A 20119-nucleotide genomic window follows, 5' to 3' on the forward strand; every position below is an offset into this window, starting at 1 on the left:
GCTAAGCCGCTAACTGAGCCAACCGATGGTTTATTTTCTGAATTATTTTTAGATGCGGAGATTTTCCGCAAGTCGAAATAATTGTTGAGGCGAGATAAGATTCAAACATAAGCCGTTTGAACTGCGCTACCGAAAGATCCGGATAATCCTTCCTTATGACCTCTTTGCAGACATTGAGGGCTGTGAAGGAAAGATTGAACGCAAAGTCAAGCCGCTCCCTGTCGCGGGTCTGCTGTGACTGAAGTCCGGTAAACTGCTTGGCATCGCGTATACCGAACTCAATCTGAAAGCGGGTGCGGTAGAAACCGATGATCTTTTCAGGCCTCATGTTGGTGTCGGTAGAGAAGTAAAGAAGAGGCTCTGCGTTTTCAACCGGACAGACCACGATACGGATGTCGCGTTTCAATGCCCTCGAATGTACGACCGCCGTGTGACATCGGGTTTTGTTTCCTTTGGAATCCTCATATATGAATGAAGTGAACACGGATATGTCAAGGCTGGAGAAATCCACTTTCTCTCCATACTTTTTCTTTCTGCCGCGTCTTCGCGGGGCGGAGGAATCCGGTATGGCCAGATACCTCAGATATGAGTTGGCACGTAATCTCCCGACAAATCGAAATCCCATGCCAATCACTTCATTTACAAACTCATATTTGGAGAAAAAGGCATCGGCAACCAGAATATCCGTCAGTGAGAGCAGCTCTGCCGCCTTTGACCTGACAAGTGCCACATACCAGTCAAGCATTGACATGTGCTTCTCGGACTCAAGAGTCTTGAAGTTCGGTGACTGGACAGCACCCAGCATCACGCATGTATGTTTACTCAGACTTATTGCCCCGATCGCCATTATCTCCAGACCGCGTTTGACACGTTGTGCCACCCCTGACCAGAAACGGCCTATGCCATACGTCAGTCTGCCTGCTTTTGAAATGAACGACGGATCGATTGCCACTGCCATGTCATGGGCCGGCCCAAAACAATCCTGCGCCATACCTATGTTGACTTTCATCCAGTCTACGGATGTCTTGAAATTGGAGGCAAAGGTCTTGGCTGTACGACCGCCATAGCGCGACAGCCGGGTAAAATTGACTTTGCCCGGAATCAACGCTACAGTGCGTATTGTTAAAATCAGCCAGTTGAGGAACCTTTTGCTCATCTTGGTTGTAGTATTTTCAAATACCGACTTACACCGAAAGGTGAAGTCTTTGAGAATCGCCAATACGTTCATACGCTAAGTTTTTTTATAATGAACGATTTGGCGATTCATTTGTATTTGATAATTCGTTATATTAACTTAAGTTTCAACTACTTCTGTAATTTTTACCGAATCATTGTAAAATATAAAATAGTAGATTCTCACCTTGAAATAATAGGCTATGACCCTGTAGAACTCAAAGGAGATGTAAAGCCATATGCGACAGTGAAATACTTGGGTACTACGTATAATACCAGGATTATAGCAGAGGAGGCATTTAGAGGGAGCTCTATAACAAGTATAAATATCCCCAATTCAGTTACCGAGATTGGTGGCTCTGCCTTTTCCGGTTGCAGTTTCCTGACAAGTATCACCATACCAAATTCAGTTACCGAGATTGAACGCTCAGCCTTTGAGGGTTGTAGTTCCCTGGCAAGTGTTACCATACCAAATTCAGTTACCGAGATTGAACGCTCAGCCTTTGAGGGTTGTAGTTCCCTGGCAAGTGTTACCATTCCAAATTCAGTTACCGGGATTGGAGGCTCAGCCTTTGAGGGTTGTAGTTCCCTGACAAGTGTTACCATACCAAATTCAGTTACCGGGATTGGAGGCTCAGCCTTTGAGGGTTGTAGTTCCCTGACAAGTATCACCATTCCTAATACAATTACTTACATTAGTGCCGATGCCTTTAAGGGTTGCAGTTCCCTGACAAGTATCACCATACCAAATTCAGTTACCGGGATTGGAGGCTCAGCCTTTGAGGGTTGTAGTTCCCTGACAAGTATCACCATTCCAAATTCAGTTACTGGGATTGGTGACTCTGCCTTTTCTTATTGCAGTTCCCTGACAAGTGTCACCATTCCAAATTCAGTGACTGAGATTAGAAGCTCAACCTTTTCCGGTTGCAGTTCCCTGGCAAGTGTTACCATTCCAAATTCAGTTACTGGGATTGGTGACTCTGCCTTTAAGGGTTGCAGTTCCCTGGCAAGTGTTACCATTCCAAATTCAGTTACTGGGATTGGTGACTCTGCCTTTAAGGGTTGCAGTTCCCTGACAAGTATCACCATTCCAAATTCAGTTACTGGGATTGGAGGCTCAGCCTTTTCTTATTGCAGTTCCCTGACAAGTATCACCATTCCAAATTCAGTTACTGAGATTAGAATCTTAACCTTTTCCGGTTGCAGTTCCCTGGCAAGTGTTACCATTCCAAATTCAGTTACTGGGATTGGTGACTCTGCCTTTTCTTATTGCAGTTCCCTGACAAGTGTCACTATCCCCAATTCAGTGACCGAGATTGAACAGAGTACATTTTTTAAGTGCAGCTCCTTGGTCGAGATTATAATTCCAAGTTCTGTTGTAGAAGTTTTTGAGAATTCGTTTTATGGGTGCTATATGTTGTCTGATATTTATGTAGGAGGAATACCAAGTTTAAGGCATAATATGTTTAATCCTTTACCAGATGAAGTATATGCTAATGCTGTTCTTCATGTGAAAGCTGAAAATATGGGGTCAAGCCGAAAGCACGGTGCATGAATTTTGAGAAAAGTGTTAAATTTGTGGCATGAAAACCGCAGATGCAATATGGATGTGCCTGCCCGAGGGCATGGACGAACTATTTGAAATGGTGCGCTTCGAGCGCACGGAACAGTCCTATGACATATGGCTTGACGAAAAGAAGAAACTGTCTGATGAAGACTATCGTAATCCAAATATCGTAGCGCGAGGCTATACGGATTATGTAACAATACAGGACTATCCGATGCGTGGACGGCCTGTATTTCTTCACATGCGCAAGAACAAGTGGTGGGACAGGCAGACCAACGAAATCTTCAGCTACAATCTCGAACTTCCCAACGAGGAAGGAACACGACTCAGCGCCGAGTTCGTGGCTTTTTTAAAAGACGAAGGTGGAGACGACAGCCCTGTCGATTAAACAGATAGCGCAGATGTACTGCGTCAACGGCAAACATTTTGCCGACTTGTACCGCAATAAGATAAGCGGTTACGCCGACTGGTGCGAACAGGAGCTTGGCTGTGGGTTCTATTTCAACGCCGATAATATCGGCCCTTACATGAGTCTTGATGAGACGTGTCTGAGCAACGGGGAGGTATGGACGTTCCTGACCAACAAGGACGGCCACGGAGGCAAGGGAACACTTGCGGCAGCCATTCCCGGAACAAAGAGTGACGAAATTATATCCATACTCATCGGAGCTATGGAGAAATCAATCAGACGCAGGGTCAAGGAAGTGACCTGCGATCTCTCGCCATCAATGATGCTCATAGCCGCAGAAGTGTTCTATAACGCCCATGTAGTCAACGACCGTTTTCATGTCCAACAGGTCTATAATGAGGCCGTTGACGAAATCCGCATTGACATTCGCCGACAGCTCATCGCAGAGGAAAACAACCGCAACAAGTCCGAACCGCCGGTAACGTACTCCAACGGAGAGACCATGCGCCAGATACTGGCTCGCAGCAAACACACTCTGATGATGTCGCAGAACAAATGGACTGACATACAGCGCCATCGTGTCAACATACTGTTCAAATACTATCCAATATTGAAGGCTGCATACAGCCTTGCGATGGAGCTGCGCAAGATTTTCAACGCTAAAATCTCACCGACAAAAGCCATGGGGAGGATGAACAAGTGGTATGAAAAGGTAATGGCATTGGGTAACAACAACTTCCGCTCGGTAATCAAAACATTCAAGAACCACGCCCCAACAATCCTGAACTATTTCCGTCGTCGTGCGACCAATGCCTCTGCCGAGGCATTCAACTCTAAAGTCAAAATATTTCGCTCACAAATGCGTGGTGTCCGGGACCGCGACTTCTTCATCTTCCGATTAGTCAAACTCTACGCCTAAAAATTTAACACTTCTAATTGCCCAATTTAACATATGCACCGTGCTTTCGGCTTGAGCCAAAATATGGACTGGTTCAAATCTAATTCTTGGTCTCGGTTTAAAAACATAGTAGGAGATTATAGTGGAGAATAGAACCGTTTGGATGAATAGGTTAGTCTCAATCTCAGCACTCTAAAAAGCAAAGCGAGGTCGTGAATCGGAAGTGCACGACCTCGCTTTTAAATGTTACACAGCGATAGAAGAGTAGCTTGACGGCTTGGCTGCTTATTTCTGTTCCGAGCCGTTTGAAAGCCAGAGTTTGAAGAGTTTGTCGGTAATCTCGTATGGAGTGCCACGCTTTTCAGGATCGGTTTTGCGTATCGTATTGTCCTGCACAAGTTGTTGCAGGTATGGAGAGAGGCTACCTGCCGGAGCCGATATCAGCTCACGGAGTTGAGAGAGGTTTAATGGAGAAGCTGACTTTGAGAGTGATATCAGTATTTTTTGTGAATAAGCCGGAAAACTCTCAAATCTGGCGCGGTATATAGGCGCCGATAGAGTGGCCAGTTCTTTCAGGTCGTTGTCCGGCCAGTCAGATCTGTCTATGATATCGCAGGCAATCTTTACAGAGCGTATCACCGGCGGCTGATAGGCAAGCAGGGCTGACAGGCGTTTAGCTTTTTCTTCCGGGAGATTTAATGTTTCTGACAGCGAATCCTGAGTAATGGCAGGGATATAGATGGTCCTGACACCTTCAAAAAAAGGTGCCTTATAGTCGGCCAGGGCCTCGCTGATTTTCGGGACTGCAGCGATGAGCATAGGAGCCTCCGGCTGATAGAGATAGTTTCGCAGAAGATACTGATCATCAAACGGGCTTCTGTTGAAGAAGAAGTCAAGATCGTCAATGATTACAATGCGCCGTCTGTCGCCATTTCCTTTAAGAGGCCGGGTGCCGTCATAATCAGTCCCTTCGATGGCCTTTATGATATCGTTGCTGCTGAAAAATTCTTTCCCGTCAAGCAGCTGTACTGATTCTCCCCAGCCGTTTTCCCGAAGCCGTCGGGCCAACTCAATAAGCAGAGTGGTTTTGCCCGATCCGAAACTTCCGATCAGGAACAAAGGCTGAGGTATATGGCCTACAGATTTCTCAGCCTCAATGTGGAGCATCATATGGCTGAGGGTCTGTTCGGATATATTTAACATATTATGTAGTATAGTATTACACATAGAGTGTAAATACATAGCAAATGTATAAAAAAAATTATATATAAGAAAATTTATATATAAGATTTTTTATACAACTGTCTCTCCTCTGTGGTTCCCTCTGCGGGGTGGGGTGGGAAAAGCAGCTCCTTCTGACTGCCGGGTTGGCTGTCGGAAGGAGCTGCTTTGATGGGGATATGGTGGAGGTCAGCGGAGGGGCTGACCGCTCTCCTGAGTGCGTGGTGATCAGCGGCGGCCCTGGCGTTTCTGCTGTTCGCGGAGCATCTGCTGCTGTTTGCGCTGGGCCTCTTCGAGACGGGCCATGAAACCTGATTTCTTTTTGGGCTTCTTTGCGGCCTCGGCCATTTTGGCGCGCATCTTGTCTTCGCTGACAACCTTGCGGAAGATGTAGGTCTGCACGATGGTGATCAGCAGTGACAGGAAGTAGTAGTAGCTCAGGCCGGCGGCATAGTTGTTGAAGATGAAGAGGAACATCACGGGCATCAGATACATCATCCACTTCATGCCCGGCATACCTGAAGATGCCTGGTTCTGCATGTTGATGCGGGTGTAGATGATGTTGACCACGGTCATCAGCAGACAGAAGAGGCTGATGTGGTTGCCGAATGTGCTTGAGATAAACGGAATGTTGGCCGACCACGAGATGATGGCGTCAGGGGCCGAGAGATCCTTGGCCCAGAGGAATGATTCGCCTCTCAGCTCGATGGCCGAGGGGAAGAACCAGAACATGGCCACGAGGATAGGCATCTGAAGCAGCATGGGCAGACAGCCTGAAAGCGGATTGGCTCCTGCGCGTGAGTAGAGAGCCATAGTCTCCTGCTGGCGCTTCATGGCGTTTTCGTTGCCGGGATACTTGTCATTGATGGCCTTGATTTCAGGCGCGAGCAGGCGCATACGGGCCTGTGAAATCATGCTCTTGTAGGTGAAGGGGAAGAGGATGATCTTGATGAAGATGGTCAGCAGCAGGATGATGATGCCGTAGTTGGAGATAAAGGAGCCCAGCAGCGTGAACACCGGAATGATGATCAGCGTGTTGATCCAGCGGAAGATGGGCCATCCGAGGGGTATCAGCTTGGTCAGGTGCATGTTTTCTTCGGGGAAGATCTCTTTCTCCACCGCGCTCATCACGGGGTAGGAGTTCGGGCCGAGATACATCACGAACGAGGCCGGATTGGCCGCGGCGGCTGAGTATTCGACCGTCATGTCACACTGCATGGCCTTGATGAAGTCTGGGTCATCCTTAAGCACGGTGCTCTTCAGGTTGCCGCCGCTGAAATTAGTGCGGGCCATGAGCACGGCCGAGAAGAACTGGTTCTTGCAGCTGATCCATTTCAGGCGCTGGTTGATCTCCTCGTCATCGTCCGAACCCTCGCTTAGGTTGTCGACATCGCCGTCGGTAAACATATAGTAGAGCGCCGAGTTGCGTTCCTCGAACACACGGCCGGCCTCATTGCGGCGCATCTTCTGGTGCCAGGTGAAATCCATCGAGGCCACTGACGAGGGGATGATGCTCTGCATTCCTTCCTGGATCACGTCGATGTTCACCAGATAGCCGTCGGCCGGGAGGGTATATTTGATGCCCCAGCGTGCGCCGTCACCGAGTTCGAGTTTCATCAGCACCGAAGAGTCGCTTAGCTGCACGGGTGTGAAGAAGAATTCGCTGGTCTCGAAGCGCTGTGTGGCCGAGGTCAGAGTGAAGTTGTAGATGTCGGTCTCCGGCGAGAGAAGCTCGATCTTGGTAGAGTCATAGCTGTTGTAGTCGCGGAGAGTGGCGCGTGAGATCACGCCGCCCTTGTTTGAGATCTCAAGGCTGAGATTTTTGTTTTCGAGTTTCACTGTGGTGCTGTCACCTGAAAGATGGCGGGCGAAGCCGCGGTAGCGGGCAGCCGTAGCAAGCGCCTGACGCAGATTCTTTACAGCCGGCACGCCTACGGTCAGCGGAAGGGCCGATTCGGAGCTGAGAAGGTCGGCCACGGCCACCTGACGGCCGTCGGCATCAACAGTGCCTTCGAGCTGACCCTCGGCAGTGAGGCGCAGGTCAACCTTGTCGACGCGCAGAGTCGAGGTGCCGTTGACAGTGTCAGTTGTTCCGAGCTCGCGCACGGTGCTCTTGATTGCGGCTATCTCAGCCGGGGTGATCGAGTCAAATTTCAGAGCTCCGGCGTCAGAGGCCTTTGCAGCCTCCTGAGCCTCCATCTGTTCGCGCTCGATGCGTTGGCGCTCCAGCTCTTCGGGAGAGGGGCGGTTGATGTAGGTGAATCCGAAGATGATAAGGCCCATCAGAAGGAGCCCGATTAGTGAATTTCTGTCCATTCGGTTGATTTAGAGGTGTGTTACTTATCAGTGGTCCGTTCCTCGTGATAGCTGATGGCGCTTCTGACGAAGTCCATGAACAGCGGAGAGGGCGAGAGTACGGTTGAGGAATATTCAGGGTGATACTGTGTGCCGATAAACCAGCGGTGGTCCGGAAGCTCGACAACTTCTACGAGATGGGTGGCGGGATTCTCTCCCACACACTTCATGCCTGCGGCCTCGAAGCGGGCGCGGAAGTCGTTGTTGAACTCGAAGCGGTGGCGGTGGCGCTCGCTGACTCTTGTTGCCCCGTAGGCTTTGGCTGCGCGCGAGCCTGGCTGCAGTTCGCAGTCATAGGCTCCGAGGCGCATGGTGCCTCCCATGTTGGAGATCGACTTCTGCTCTTCCATGAGGTCGATCACATTGTCGGGAGTGTGGGGCTGCATCTCGGTCGAATTGGCTTCCTTCAGGCCGAGTACGTTGCGGGCGAACTCGATCACCATGCACTGCATGCCAAGGCAGATGCCGAAGGTTGGCACATCGTGTTCACGACACCATTTCAGCGCTGTGAATTTGCCTTCTATGCCTCGCTGGCCGAATCCGGGGGCTATGATCACACCGTCGAGATCGCGCAGCTGGCTGTCGACATTCTCAGGGGTCACGCGCTCAGAGTGGATGTAGCGCAGGTCAAGAACATGGTCGGCATATGTGGCGGCCTGGAAAAGAGCCTCGTTGATCGACTTGTAGGCATCCTGAAGCTCCACGTATTTTCCAACAAGGCCTATTGTCACCTTATTCTGTGCGGTGCGCATCTTGGTCAGGAATTCCTTCCAGGGATTCATGTCGGGCTGACCCTGCGGATCGAGGTCCACCAGACGCATCACAATCTCGTCGAGATGCTGCTCGTGCATCAGCACAGGCACATCATAGATACTTTTGGCATCGATGCTCTGGATCACGGCGTCAGGCGCCACGTTGCAGAACTGGGCAATCTTCTTGCGCATCGTCGCCGGAATGTCATGCTCGGTGCGGAGCACCAGCACATCGGGCTGGATGCCGAGCTGCTGCAGCTGCTTCACCGAATGCTGTGTCGGCTTGGTTTTCAGCTCCTTGGCTGCGTTGATATAGGGCACATAGGTGAGATGCAGGCAGAGGCAGTTGTCTTCGAGTTCCCAGCGCAGCTGACGCACAGCTTCAAGGAAGGGGAGCGACTCGATGTCGCCTACCACACCGCCTATCTCGGTGATGACAAAGTCGAAGTCGCCTGTCTTGCCCAGAGCCATGACATTGCGCTTGATCTCATCGGTGATATGTGGGATGATCTGCACCGTCTTGCCAAGATAGTCGCCGCGGCGTTCCTTCTCGATCACACTCTTGTAGATGCGGCCGGTGGTCACATTGTTGGCGCGTGTAGTCTGGATATTGGTGAATCGCTCGTAGTGTCCGAGGTCGAGATCGGCCTCATGACCGTCAACGGTCACGTAGCACTCCCCATGCTCATAGGGGTTGAGAGTTCCGGGGTCGATGTTGATGTAGGGGTCGAACTTCTGGATAGTTACCCGAAATCCGCGTGCCTTCAGCAGACATGCGAGAGAGGAAGAGATTATTCCCTTGCCAAGCGACGAAACCACGCCGCCGGTGACAAAAATGTATTTAGTTTCCACGCTTTATGATGTGATAAGAGTACTTCAACTTCGCGTATAGTTTAAAATAAGGTGCAAATTTACAAAAAATCGGGGATTATTCCGTAAATTTGCCTAAACTTATAATATTGCGATGATAAAGAATTTGCTTTTTGATCTCGGCGGTGTGATCATGGATCTTGACCGCAACCGCTGTGTGGATGCTTTCAAAGGGCTCGGCATGAAAGATCCCGATGATTTTCTTGGCCTTTACGGTCAGAAAGGCGACTTTCTCGCTCTTGAATCGGGCGAGATCGGTGCCGATGAATTCCACCGCCGCATACGCCCCCTCTTCGGCAACCCGGACCTCACCGACGCGCAGATCGACGACGCCTTCAACCAATTCCTGATCGGAATTCCCGTTGACCGTCTGGAAGCGCTGCGCGCGCTCCGCAGCGACTACCGTATCTGCCTGCTTTCCAACACCAACCCCATCATGATGGAGAGCAAGATCGCCGAAGAGTTCTGCAAGGAAGGCCGCGAGATGGCCGACTATTTCGACGGCATAGTGACCTCATACGACGCCCGCTGCTGCAAGCCCGGCAAGGAGATCTTCGACTACGCCGAGCGCACCTGCGACCTCGTGCCCTCCGAGACGCTCTTCTTTGACGACTCCCAGGCCAATGTCGATGCCGCCCGCTCGTTCGGATTCCATGCAGTGCTCGTCCGTCCGGGCGATGAGTTCGCCGACCTCCTGCGCGACTTCTGTGAAAACCTCACCCCCGCTCCGGACGTTAGATAGATGCGCCCCGCCTCCTCATCACGCAAAAACAGCCTCTAAGTAAATTGTCATAGAAATGAGAATCATAACCGGAAGTGACAGATCTACCCGCCGCATAGCCGCCGTAGGCATGTATGACGGCGTACATCTCGGCCATAAGTTTCTTATCGAATACCTCAGGCTTGAAGCCGCCTCACGCGGTCTCACCCCGGCCGTCATCACCTTCTCACGCCATCCGCTCTCGCTTTTGCGGCCTCTGGAGTCGCCCGGACTGCTCACCCCGCTTGACGACCGTTTGCGTCTCCTCGGCCAGGCCGGAGCCGACGATGTCATAATGCTCACCTTCAATGACAGTCTCCGCCGCAAGACAGCCCGCGAGTTTCTCAACATGCTCAGGCTGTCATACGGCATAGAGACCCTCGTGCTCGGATTCAACAACCGTTTCGGACATGACCGCCCCGATGCTTTCGATGACTACAAGGCCCTCGGAGCCGAAATAGGCATCGAGGTGATTGCCGCACCTGAATATTGCGGTGCCGGAGCGCCGGTAAGCTCCTCCGTCATCCGTCACCATCTGCTGAGCGGAAAGCCGGAAAAAGCCGCCGAATCACTCGGCCAGCCCTATCGCCTGCGCGGCATAGTGACACACGGACAAAGCCTCGGCCGGACCATAGGCTTTCCCACAGCCAACGTCGAGCCGACCGACAAGGACTCGCTCATACCGAAAGCCGGAGTCTATGCCGCCTTCGTGACCACCCCTGACGGAGTGCGCCGTCCCGCAATGGTCAACATTGGCTTCCGCCCCACTGTCTCCGACCCTGACGCACCGGGCCGTCTATCCATTGAGGCCAACATCTTTGACTTCATCGGCTATCTCTATGATGAGGAAGTCACTGTAGAATTCATCCGCTTTCTGCGCGACGAAAAGCGCTTCCCGTCAGTAGAAAAACTCACCGAACAGCTTCGCGCCGACGCCGCCAAAGCCCGCAAAACCCTCACCCGCTCCTGATACGCGCAGAGATCCCCCGGCATCACGCCCCTTGAAATCCACATCATATTCCGTTCGTGGTGGTAAATCGGTGTCCTGCCGGACACCACATTTGTTTGAATGTTCCCCCCGACAAACCCAATGTCCGACAGGACATTGGGTTATCATCGTCCTCCCCCAAAAAAACGCATATTATATCTGGCATCCATCCGACTATCGGTGTCCGGATGGGCCATTAGCAGAGATGTTTCGAAAACATAGCTTCTCCGGACATCACCGTCCGGATGTGCGCAACGCGTGTCTCCATCCTTCCGCTATCCGTATGTCCCAGCTTTGAATTCTCATCTTATACTTTTTTATCTCCATTCCCATATAGTTTTATATTTTTTAAAATTTGTAGACGTATAATTGTTATTTTATATATATATTTGACTATATTTGCAATGAATTGTTATATTTTGAATTGTAAAAGTTGAGTTATGAAAAAAGTTTTAGTTCTATTCGCAATCTTATGTGGATTTGTTATGTCTTCTTGCAATGAAAGCCAATTGGTCGCTCCGTGTGAAATAGATAATTCACAATATAATGATGTGCAGAAATTAGAAAAAGTATTCAAAGATTTGGAGGCACTTAATTCGGCATATCCTTCTGAAACAAGCCGTGGATGGAAACCAAAGTGGCCTAATATTCCTCGTGATTACGCGGATTTAGCTGATATGCTTGGCCAAAAATGTGGTACTGTTGTAGGGCGTTGGACAGGAGCTGCTATTGGTAGTTCTGTAGCAGGGCCTGCAGGAGCCTGTATTGGTCATGTCTGGGGTGGTGTAGCTGGAGGATATATTGGTTATGTTGCCGCATCTGCAGCAGCTAAGAGATATTTTGATTGTGCCGGTTTAGCAGTTAAAGATCCAAATTATAGATTTATATTTGATAATAATATACAGGTAGCATGTGTTATTTCGGATTGGGCTGATACTGAAATGCGAGCTATAAATGATGATATGATAGCGGTTTTTTCTGCTCCTAATACTGATGGTTTTATAGATGAAGGTCTTGATAATGAGCCTGGATGGGGATATATACCATCAATATTAAATAATGTAGAACGATGTGATTCTTTAGGATATTATCATAATAATATGATGGTAACATTTGAAAATGAAAGCGATAAATATATAAAAAATGGGGAACCAGATATTGAGAAAATATATAATTATGTTGCATCCTATATTGTAGATACAAATTTTGATATAAATCGTATATCTGAGGATATTGAGTTAAAAAATAAAGTTATAGAATTTTGTAAAGACATAGCGAATATGGCAATGTCATCATATTATTCAGGAGAAGATTATATTGATCTGCAATGTACTTATATGAAGAACATGGGATTTTCTGAAGAAGAAATTTTTGTATATAAAAATTTTGATGTTGAGATAGCATATAAATGTACTCAACTATCAGAAGAGCAGATTCATAATTATGCAGCCGAATTAAATACGATTATATTAAATTCAGATGTTACTCCTAAACAGAAAGCGGATTTGGCAATAGGAGCGCAGGCTGCTATTAACAGTGTATTATTTTGGAACCAATTTGAATAAAAATGATAGAGGGAATACTCCGGCTCATGACCTACTTTATTGCAAGTGACTCAGCCGAAAAACAGATAAAAAAGAAAATATCAAACAAATACCTGCGCTTCCTCCTGTGGCTGATAGCCGGAATGGGCATTCTGTTTCTGTTTGATTGCATTGCAGGCTTGATTAAAAGAACTCTTTAACCCATCCCCACCGACCATGCTGGAAATCATTCTTGTCTCAGTGCTTGCCATAGTCGCAACGATATTCGTAGTGTATCACATAGGATGGCGTCTGTCATCGGCCTTCGCAAAAAGGGCACTCTTTCATGTGGTATTTATAAGCACCTTCGTGGCATTTTATGTGCTGTTCGAGAATACATTGTTTGAATCGGTTGAAAGCGGATGGCTGCGTTTCGATCTATGGAGCGTGCTCGACAGATCTGATGCACCGCTCCCTAACAATATACGCGGACCCCTTCAGCCCCTATGAGCGGTTTATCCGCCCGGCAGCAAAAGCCACATAAAAAACTATCTTTGGGCAGCGGATTCCGGGACCGTTCGTGGTGGTAAATCGGTGTCCTTGACTGGACACCACATTTGTTTGAATGTTCCCTCCCCCGACACCTATGCGCAATGCGCTGCGGTGTCGGGGGCTATGAGTAAATCGGTGTCCTGCCGGACACCCGATAGCCACGGATCATCCGGATCCGCCTTGTCGGGCACCTACCGATAGTGGATCCGGTCTTGCCGGCCATCGCCATGTACGGACTATCGGGGGGCGCTTTGTCGGGTACATGCTGATTGCGTAGCCATCTGGAATCCGCTTTTTCAGACGTGTTGCCGCCTGCGGATCTGTCAGGCCATGTTGCGCGTGCTGAGACCGGATGGGCGTCCGGAGGACGCAGATTTACTCATAGCCCGTGACACCGCAGCGCAAAGCGCGCAGGTGTCACGGGCTTGTGATCCCCCTGCATATGGTGTCCGGCAGGACACCGGTTTACCGCCCGGCCGGATATGAAAAAAGCTGTCTCCCGACAGCTTCAATTCATTTAATAAGTAAGTCGTAAAAATTAATTTATACTAAGCCGCATGGACAAAATTGATATTGAGTTCAGATCCAAGCGCAGCCAACGCACGGTTAGTTGCATAGAGCAGGGATTCTGTGGAGCAATAATCCGCAGGTCTGAGCCATTTGCCCTTGAGGATTCTCCAGAGCGTCTCGGCGATATTCAAATGTGGACTGTACGGTGGAAGGAAAAAGAGATACAACCCACGTTTCTCCCATATTGGACGGAGTTCCCGCATGAGTTTGCATCTGTGGACGCTTGCATTGTCAAGGACAACAAAAGTGTTTTTACGGATACGGAGAGAAAATCGGTCAAGAAAGTCGGCAACCTTGTCAGCGGTCATATTCTCAGTTGTGGAGAATCCTTCATATCGATTGTTGCGGTCTATCATGCCGAAAATATTGAGTCTCAGACCTCTTTCAGATGGGATATAGACATCTTCACCTCGGAACTGCCATCCGTATGGCACATATCCCTCGGTGCAGATGTGGCTTTCATCTCCATAATAAATGTCGATGAGACAATCTTTTTCCTGTTGTACGAGTTCTTGCAGCTTCTCGGTCTTATACGCATAGAGCTGCGGCGAGGGTTTCCCCTTTGGACGTTTTCTTATACGTCTATATCCCGCGCCAAGGCGGATAAAAAAGCCCTGAAGGTACTCTCGGAGGCTTCTTTCCCTGAAGCCTGCTGCCATGCCTCTTTCGCTTTCTTCACGCTCTGCCTGTCGTTCTCTATGGCTTTGCGTACCGACTCTTCGTCCGAGCAGTCCATTATTGGCTTCCGACCCCGTCCGGGACGTGTTTCCAGTCCTTTGATTCCTTCGGCCTCGAAGCGTTTCACCCAGGAATTGACTGATATATGGGTCATGTCGGTCTGTTCTCCAACCTGTTCCGAAGTCAGGCCGGTGGATTTCAGAAGCACTGCGCGACAGCGCATGCGGTATGCGTGGCTCTTGCCTTGGCGAAAGCCTTCCTCTAATTGCAGACGTTGTTGGTCTGTCAGTTGTATAACTTTGATTTTTGCGATAGCGTTGTGTCTTTATGTGTTTACACAAAGATACGCAAAAAAATTGATATAAACTAATTTTCAACATCTACTTAAACCAATCATTATCACATTTCTTGCAATGGAAAGTAATTTTACCATGTACTTATACAACGCATGGCTTCCTGAATGGTTCACTAAAATTAAAAAATTTTTTTATTTCTTTCTGATCAGCGTCAGACCGTCGCGCAGAGGCAGAATCACGGTTTCGAGATCCTCTCTTGACGCCACATAACTGTTGAAACGATCCAAAGCCACGGTCTGGGCATCGTGATTCGTCTCGGTGTCAGTCACTTTGCCGTCCCATAGAGTGTTGTCGGCAATGATGAATCCTCCCTGGCGCAGGCGGGGAAGCACCGCATCGAGATACTCCGTGTATCGGCGCTTGTTGGCATCGATATAGATCAGATCCCATGTCTCGTCGATCTTGCCTGCAATCTCCTCCGCATCGCCAATGTGGAGCGTGATCCTCTCGCCGCCCGGAGCCGATTCGAAAAGCTCCGTCAGCTCCTCTTCCATCTCATCGTCAATCTCTATGGTGTGCAGCTGTCCGTCAGGCTTCAGCCCCTCCGCAAGGCAGAGAGCCGAATAGCCCGTATAGGCACCCAGTTCCAGAATGCGCCGTGGGCCTACCATAGCCGAGATCATGGCCAGCAGACGCCCCTGGAGATGCCCGGAGCACATGCGCGGATAGAGATGGCGCAGATGGGTGCGGCGGTAGAGCCGGCGCAGATGGTCGGGTTCGGGAGAGATATGGCTGAGGATATAATCGTCTAAAGTTTCTGCCATGACAAGCCTCTTATTTTACGTGGCCCATCACGAATGCCTGGGCGGCAAGGAAATATGAATTGAGGCCGAAACCGGTGATGGTTCCGCAACACACCGGCGCAATCAGCGACTTGTGGCGGATGGTCTCGCGCGAGGCTGTGTTTGAGATATGCACCTCGATCACAGGAGTCTGTATGCCGGCTATCGCATCGGCGATGGCGAGCGACGTGTGGGTATAGGCACCGGCGTTGAGGATAACCCCGTCGGCATCGGTATTATGCAGGAAATCAATGATATCTCCCTCGTGGTTCGACTGGAGATATTCAATTTCGTCGCCGTCAAGCATCTCGCGCAGTTCCACGAGATAGGATTCGAAAGTGCGCGATCCGTAGATCTTGGGCTCGCGTGTGCCCAGGAGATTGAGATTCGGACCGTTGATGATAAGCAGTTTCATATGGTTGGGGGTATATTTTTTCAGATGGTTTTTAACTGGTGTTTTTAACAACCTCTAAATCAGACTCTTCACGCCGCCGCTAATCCCGGATTCATGACCAAAGCCCAGACGGCCGCGCTTGAAAGCGCCATGAGCAGCAGTAGAATCCAGCTCACATAAGGCCGCGTCTGATAAGCGCTCCAGGCAAGCCATGCGGAGAGAAGCATGTAGAACGGATAGATCCACACGAAAGTCTTCACCGTCTCCTCGCCTGCGGGGAGATTGGCTACGAGGACCGGAAACGAAAATGCCGGCAGCAGAAACACTATGATCAGCATCGTCATCCACAGAGGTGGTCTTTGCTTGGCAGGACTCATGGGCTAAATGATTTGGATTCTGATTTATATATAATATATGTAATAGGTATTGTCTCTGATACGGCAGTCGGCCGCCATAGGGCTTGGAGGATGTTTATCAGGCTCTTAATCCACCTTCTTCTTTCGCTGCTTCTGAGCCTCTTTTTCAGTGAGATAGGCTCTGACAGTGCGCCTGATGCCCTCTTCAAGGTCGATCTGTGGCGAGAAACCGAAATCGCGCTGCGCATCGGAGATGTCACACGCCCAGTTGCGCTGGGCCATGATGTTATACTTGTCTGAATTCAGCGTCACAGCCTGCATCTTGGCCGCACCGTATTTCTCAGACACCGCGCAGGCTATTTTCAGCGCCCACAGCGGCAGTCTGACAGGCACCACCAGGCGCCGTCCGAGCTCCCTGGCCACTATTCTGCGGAATTCCTTCTGCGAATAAGCCCGCGGCTCGGAGATGATGTATTTGCGGTGGACGGGAGCATTTTCAAGCGCATCGAAAACCGCACGCGCCAGATCCTCCACATAGATGAACGTCAGCATCTGACGGCGGAAGCCCACGCCGAAATCAAAGTGGGCGTCGATGCTCTTGATCATCATGAGATAGTCCTGCTCATGAGGACCGTAGACACCCGTAGGACGCAGTATGATCCACGGAAACTCAGCCGGGAGAGTCTGCAGCAGCGTCTCGGCCTTGATTTTCGACAGCCCGTAGCGAGTGTTGGGCTGAGGAATCATCGAGTTGGTCAGCGGACTGTAGGTCTTCTCATCGCCCGGACCGATGGCCGACAGCGATGACATGTAGAGAAACTTCGCCGGATGCTGGTTGTTATTGATCATCGCCTCGCAGAAGTTGCGCAGATACACGTAGTTGATCTGGTTGAAATCGCTGAAATTGACACACTTCGTGGCTCCGAGGTTGTAGACCACATAGTCCCACTGTCCATCCTTGAGCTGATCGGTCAGTTTCTGCGGATCGTCATAATCCAGAGTGATGAACTTGAGTGCCGGATCGGTCAGATAGCGGCGCGAGGTGCTTTCGCGCACACCGCACCAGGTCTCATAGCCTCTCGAAAGAGCCTCGCGGGCTATGAATCCGCCGATAAAACCTCCGGCTCCGACTATCAGTACTTTCATATCTTCAGAAGGTGTGAATTAAGAGGTTGTTTTTAAACAATCTCTAAAAGCCTATTAATCAATTATTTCCGAGAAGAGATCGATATATTTGCGGGCTATCACCTGTGAGGCGAACCGCTCGCCTACCGAATCGTGAAGCTCCTTGCGCGGAATGTCGGCTTTCAGCGCCCACATTATGCCCTGCGCCACATCCTCCACATCCTTATGGCGCGCTATGTAGCCGTTTTTAAGATGCTCCACCACATCCGTGCGGCCGTCGCCGCCAAATGTCACCGGAATCGCGCCCCCGGCCTGGCCCTCCACCAGAGTTCCGCCGAGAGTCTCGTAGAGCGAGGTCGACAGCATCACCTTGGCGCTGGCGCAGAGATAGCGTATGATCTTGAAGTCGTTGATCATTCCGAGCCACTGGTGCGAGAAGCGCAGACGGTCAAGAGCCTCTTGGTTTTTAAGCTGTCCGAAAAAGTAGACGGCCGTTGTCGAGGCAATCTCCGGATAGTTGTCGAATATATGGTTCAGAGCGTCTATCGCATAGTCGAGACCCTTGATTGGATCATCGAGACGCGCGGCTCCGAAGAGGATGATGTTCGGCTTGTCGGGTGTGAACAGTGTGTAGAGCGACCTGTCGCGTTCGTAGTAAAACTGTTCGATAGGGAAGGGGTTGTGGATAGTCCTTATGCTGTGGCTGCGGAGTAGCGACGAACTGCGCGCGCACTCCTCAAGCCAGTGGCTCACCGTCACGTAGCTTATGGGCACATCGCCCAGCAGGCGGTGTTTCTTTCCCCAGCACTTGTGCGAGAGATCGCCCGGACTGCCGCCTCCGGACAGAAACTGGCAGTCGCCACATTCCTTCCGGTAGTGGTCGCAGTCATAGGCATGATGGCAGATGCCGGTCATGGCCCACATGTCATGGAGCGTCCACACTATCTTTTTTCCGGCTTCATGCAGCTTGCGTATGCCTCTGACTCCCATAAGCCCCTGGTTTATCCAGTTGAGGCAGACAATATCGGCCTCCTTTACCCAGGGATGGTGGTGGACATTGAGGGCGAATGACCCGGTCGACACTTTGAACAGACGGCTGTAGTCGAAACCTACGGCCGGAAGAATTCTCAGCCGTTCGAGGCAAAAAGCCATTGAGCGCAGGAAGCGTGTGTATATGCAGTCCACGCTCTGTTCCTGCGAGGTCTTGGTGTAGACCACCATTCTCGCGTCCACACCCTGGTCGCGCAGGGCCTGCAGAAGTCTGAACGTGACAATCGCGGCCCCACCGAGAGTGTCGGAGTGATTCACGAGCACCACCTTCTTTCCTCTCAGGTTGTCAGGCAGTCTATATTCTGAGCCGTTGGTCTGTGTCATTTTTTCTTTGCGGTAGTTGCGTTCCCGCCGGCATCCTTGCCTGCGCGGGCAGCCTGGAAATTAATCTGGTTTCCGACATTGATCAGGGTGATGTTTTTGTCGTTCAGACGGGCCTTCAGGTAGTTCTCAAACTCGCGCTGCTTGTCGGCTGACATCTGACGGCTGTATTTCACCAGAGCCATGCTCACGGTGTCGAGCTTCTCTGTCGATACGTTGCCGAACACCGCACGGCTGACAGCTATCTCCTCCACTTGCGGAAACACCACCTTGATCTCCGGAGCTATCCGCCCGGCAATCGTGTCGTTGATCCGCGCGAAGGCTATGACGCTTCTCAGTGAGTCGATGGTCTGCTGCTGCGACGTGAGCGATGTGCGGGCAAACTCATAGATGTCGCTCATGCTCGGCAGTCCGTTTTTGAGTTCCGACAGGTCGGGCGAGTCACCCTGTATGATGTTCAGGCGTGCTCCTTCCAGCCCGTAGTTCTTAAGCTGTGCTGACATGGCCAGCTGCAGCGAGTCGGCTGGAAGCACCTTGCCTATCAGTGTCACTGTGATTACCCTCTCGCCATGTTCTATGACCGCACTTTTGCTCAGCACCTGGGTCGAGGGGAAGTTGAACTGCTGGGCTATGAAGCGGTCGGCATTGGTCGAGAATCTCGACTGGCGCAGCATGTTGTAGGTCAGATAGAGCGAAGGGAGTAGTGTGAGGATAGCCACGGTGTAGACAATCCGGCGCACCTTGCGGGAGCGTTCCGGATTTCCGGAGACCGCCGGATGGTAGTGCATCAGCTTCACGCCTATAAACGTGGCCAGGCCTATGTAAATCGAGTTGATCAGAAACAGATAGAATGCGCCGAGGAAATAGTTGAGCTGCAGGGTGGCCAGACCGTAGCCTGCGGTGCAGAGCGGTGGCATGAGGGCGGTGGCTATCGCCACGCCGGGAATCACGTTGCCCTTTGACTTCGAGCCTATGGCCACTATGCCTGCCCCGCCGCCGAAAAATCCTATCAGCACGTCATAGATCGTCGGCGATGTGCGCGCCAGCAGTTCGCTGTGGCCCTCGCTCACAGGCGAGATGATGAAATAGATTGTCGACGTCAGCACACTGAACATTGCCGCCATCACCAGATTGCGCAGCGCCCGTTTCAGCAGTTCGAAATCCTGCACTCCTACTCCCAGGCCTATGCCGATGATGGGCCCCATCAGCGGCGAGATGAGCATGGCGCCGATGATCACGGCCGTCGAATTGGTGTTCAGGCCAAGCGAGGCGATGAAGATGGCGAGAATAAGGATAAGCATGTTGGTCCCCTTGAAGGAGACTCCCTCGCGGATAGCGCTTTCAGCCTCTTCCTGCGGCAGCAGATCGTCGGTGAGCGTGAAGTAGTTGACCAGATATTTCTTGAGTGACGGCATTTGG

General features: G+C 50.7%; 18 protein-coding genes and 2 pseudogenes. 8 read left to right on the plus strand and 12 right to left on the minus strand.

The genetic code is table 11. The features are described 5' to 3' along the window. Nucleotide 1 precedes the first annotated feature (1 nt). Nucleotides 2-1228: a transposase gene (locus FDZ78_RS07045; RefSeq protein WP_136408044.1), complete on the minus strand. Its 1227-nt coding sequence runs from the start codon at nucleotides 1226-1228 to the stop codon at nucleotides 2-4. 18 nt (nucleotides 1229-1246) lie between these two features. On the opposite strand from FDZ78_RS07045, the gene FDZ78_RS07050 reads away from it, so the two are divergent. The 3 genes from FDZ78_RS07050 to FDZ78_RS07060 are packed head-to-tail and all read left to right on the plus strand — an operon-like array spanning nucleotide 1247 to nucleotide 4068. Continuing rightward, nucleotides 1247-2728, plus strand: a complete 1482-nt coding sequence (locus FDZ78_RS07050) for a leucine-rich repeat domain-containing protein (RefSeq protein ID WP_136408304.1) — start codon at nucleotides 1247-1249, stop codon at nucleotides 2726-2728. A gap of 28 nt (nucleotides 2729-2756) precedes the next feature. Next, nucleotides 2757-3128: a transposase family protein gene (locus tag FDZ78_RS07055; RefSeq protein WP_107037111.1), complete on the plus strand. Its 372-nt coding sequence runs from the start codon at nucleotides 2757-2759 to the stop codon at nucleotides 3126-3128. Next, nucleotides 3103-4068, plus strand: coding sequence for a transposase (locus tag FDZ78_RS07060; RefSeq protein ID WP_240740261.1), 966 nt, complete (start codon nucleotides 3103-3105; stop codon nucleotides 4066-4068). Before FDZ78_RS07055 ends, FDZ78_RS07060 begins: the two co-directional genes overlap by 26 nt. A 264-nt stretch (nucleotides 4069-4332) precedes the next feature. Here FDZ78_RS07060 and FDZ78_RS07065 read toward each other — a convergent pair whose 3' ends face one another. The 3 genes from FDZ78_RS07065 to FDZ78_RS07075 all read right to left on the minus strand — a co-directional run bounded on the left by FDZ78_RS07065 (nucleotide 4333) and on the right by FDZ78_RS07075 (nucleotide 9227). Then, the gene (locus FDZ78_RS07065) at nucleotides 4333-5250 is read right to left on the minus strand and encodes an ATP-binding protein (protein ID WP_168181976.1); all 918 of its coding nucleotides are present in this window, start codon (nucleotides 5248-5250) and stop codon (nucleotides 4333-4335) included. Nucleotides 5251-5496: 246 nt separating this feature from the next. Then, nucleotides 5497-7584 (minus strand): membrane protein insertase YidC, encoded by a 2088-nt coding sequence (gene yidC / locus FDZ78_RS07070; RefSeq protein WP_136408305.1) that lies wholly within the window; start codon nucleotides 7582-7584, stop codon nucleotides 5497-5499. Nucleotides 7585-7604: 20 nt separating this feature from the next. Then, complete coding sequence (locus tag FDZ78_RS07075) at nucleotides 7605-9227, minus strand: CTP synthase (RefSeq protein WP_123399595.1); 1623 nt, start codon at nucleotides 9225-9227, stop codon at nucleotides 7605-7607. Between the two features lie 112 nt (nucleotides 9228-9339). On the opposite strand from FDZ78_RS07075, the gene FDZ78_RS07080 reads away from it, so the two are divergent. The 5 genes from FDZ78_RS07080 (at nucleotide 9340) to FDZ78_RS07095 (ending at nucleotide 13026) form a co-directional block, all read left to right on the plus strand. Beyond that, complete coding sequence (locus FDZ78_RS07080; RefSeq protein WP_136408306.1) at nucleotides 9340-9987, plus strand: HAD family phosphatase; 648 nt, start codon at nucleotides 9340-9342, stop codon at nucleotides 9985-9987. Nucleotides 9988-10042: 55 nt separating this feature from the next. Further along, the gene (gene ribF / locus FDZ78_RS07085) at nucleotides 10043-10975 is read left to right on the plus strand and encodes a riboflavin biosynthesis protein RibF (protein WP_136408307.1); all 933 of its coding nucleotides are present in this window, start codon (nucleotides 10043-10045) and stop codon (nucleotides 10973-10975) included. A gap of 458 nt (nucleotides 10976-11433) precedes the next feature. Beyond that, complete coding sequence (locus FDZ78_RS07090; RefSeq protein WP_136408308.1) at nucleotides 11434-12558, plus strand: glycine zipper family protein; 1125 nt, start codon at nucleotides 11434-11436, stop codon at nucleotides 12556-12558. Nucleotides 12559-12560: 2 nt separating this feature from the next. Further along, complete coding sequence (locus tag FDZ78_RS14610; RefSeq protein ID WP_168181978.1) at nucleotides 12561-12737, plus strand: hypothetical protein; 177 nt, start codon at nucleotides 12561-12563, stop codon at nucleotides 12735-12737. 16 nt (nucleotides 12738-12753) lie between these two features. Continuing rightward, nucleotides 12754-13026: a hypothetical protein gene (locus FDZ78_RS07095; protein WP_107033211.1), complete on the plus strand. Its 273-nt coding sequence runs from the start codon at nucleotides 12754-12756 to the stop codon at nucleotides 13024-13026. A gap of 590 nt (nucleotides 13027-13616) precedes the next feature. Here the strand turns inward: FDZ78_RS07095 and FDZ78_RS07100 are convergent. The 8 genes and pseudogenes from FDZ78_RS07100 to FDZ78_RS07135 all read right to left on the minus strand — a co-directional run. Beyond that, nucleotides 13617-14381: pseudogene (locus FDZ78_RS07100) on the minus strand (IS630 family transposase); the annotation flags it as partial. Next, nucleotides 14303-14539: pseudogene (locus tag FDZ78_RS14830) on the minus strand (helix-turn-helix domain-containing protein); the annotation flags it as partial. The pseudogenes FDZ78_RS14830 and FDZ78_RS07100, both read right to left, overlap by 79 nt. A 264-nt stretch (nucleotides 14540-14803) precedes the next feature. After that, the gene (locus FDZ78_RS07110) at nucleotides 14804-15436 is read right to left on the minus strand and encodes an O-methyltransferase (protein WP_123399589.1); all 633 of its coding nucleotides are present in this window, start codon (nucleotides 15434-15436) and stop codon (nucleotides 14804-14806) included. 10 nt (nucleotides 15437-15446) lie between these two features. Then, a complete protein-coding gene (locus tag FDZ78_RS07115; RefSeq protein WP_123399587.1) occupies nucleotides 15447-15869 on the minus strand; it encodes a type II 3-dehydroquinate dehydratase in 423 nt (140 codons plus the stop codon). A gap of 68 nt (nucleotides 15870-15937) precedes the next feature. Continuing rightward, on the minus strand, nucleotides 15938-16225 hold the full coding sequence (locus tag FDZ78_RS07120) for a hypothetical protein (protein WP_124075952.1): 288 nt from the start codon (nucleotides 16223-16225) through the stop codon (nucleotides 15938-15940). A 105-nt stretch (nucleotides 16226-16330) separates the two neighbouring features. Beyond that, nucleotides 16331-17350, minus strand: a complete 1020-nt coding sequence (locus FDZ78_RS07125; protein WP_124075953.1) for an NAD(P)-dependent oxidoreductase — start codon at nucleotides 17348-17350, stop codon at nucleotides 16331-16333. A 54-nt stretch (nucleotides 17351-17404) separates the two neighbouring features. Continuing rightward, nucleotides 17405-18703 carry a glycosyltransferase gene (locus tag FDZ78_RS07130; protein ID WP_123399585.1) on the minus strand — a complete coding sequence of 433 codons (1299 nt, stop codon included), beginning with the start codon at nucleotides 18701-18703 and terminating at the stop codon, nucleotides 17405-17407. Further along, nucleotides 18700-20115 (minus strand): TIGR00341 family protein, encoded by a 1416-nt coding sequence (locus FDZ78_RS07135; protein WP_123399583.1) that lies wholly within the window; start codon nucleotides 20113-20115, stop codon nucleotides 18700-18702. Before FDZ78_RS07135 ends, FDZ78_RS07130 begins: the two co-directional genes overlap by 4 nt. Nucleotides 20116-20119: the final 4 nt, after the last annotated feature.

It is taken from the genome of Duncaniella sp. B8, assembly GCF_005304985.1.
GTDB lineage: Bacteria > Bacteroidota > Bacteroidia > Bacteroidales > Muribaculaceae > Duncaniella > Duncaniella muris.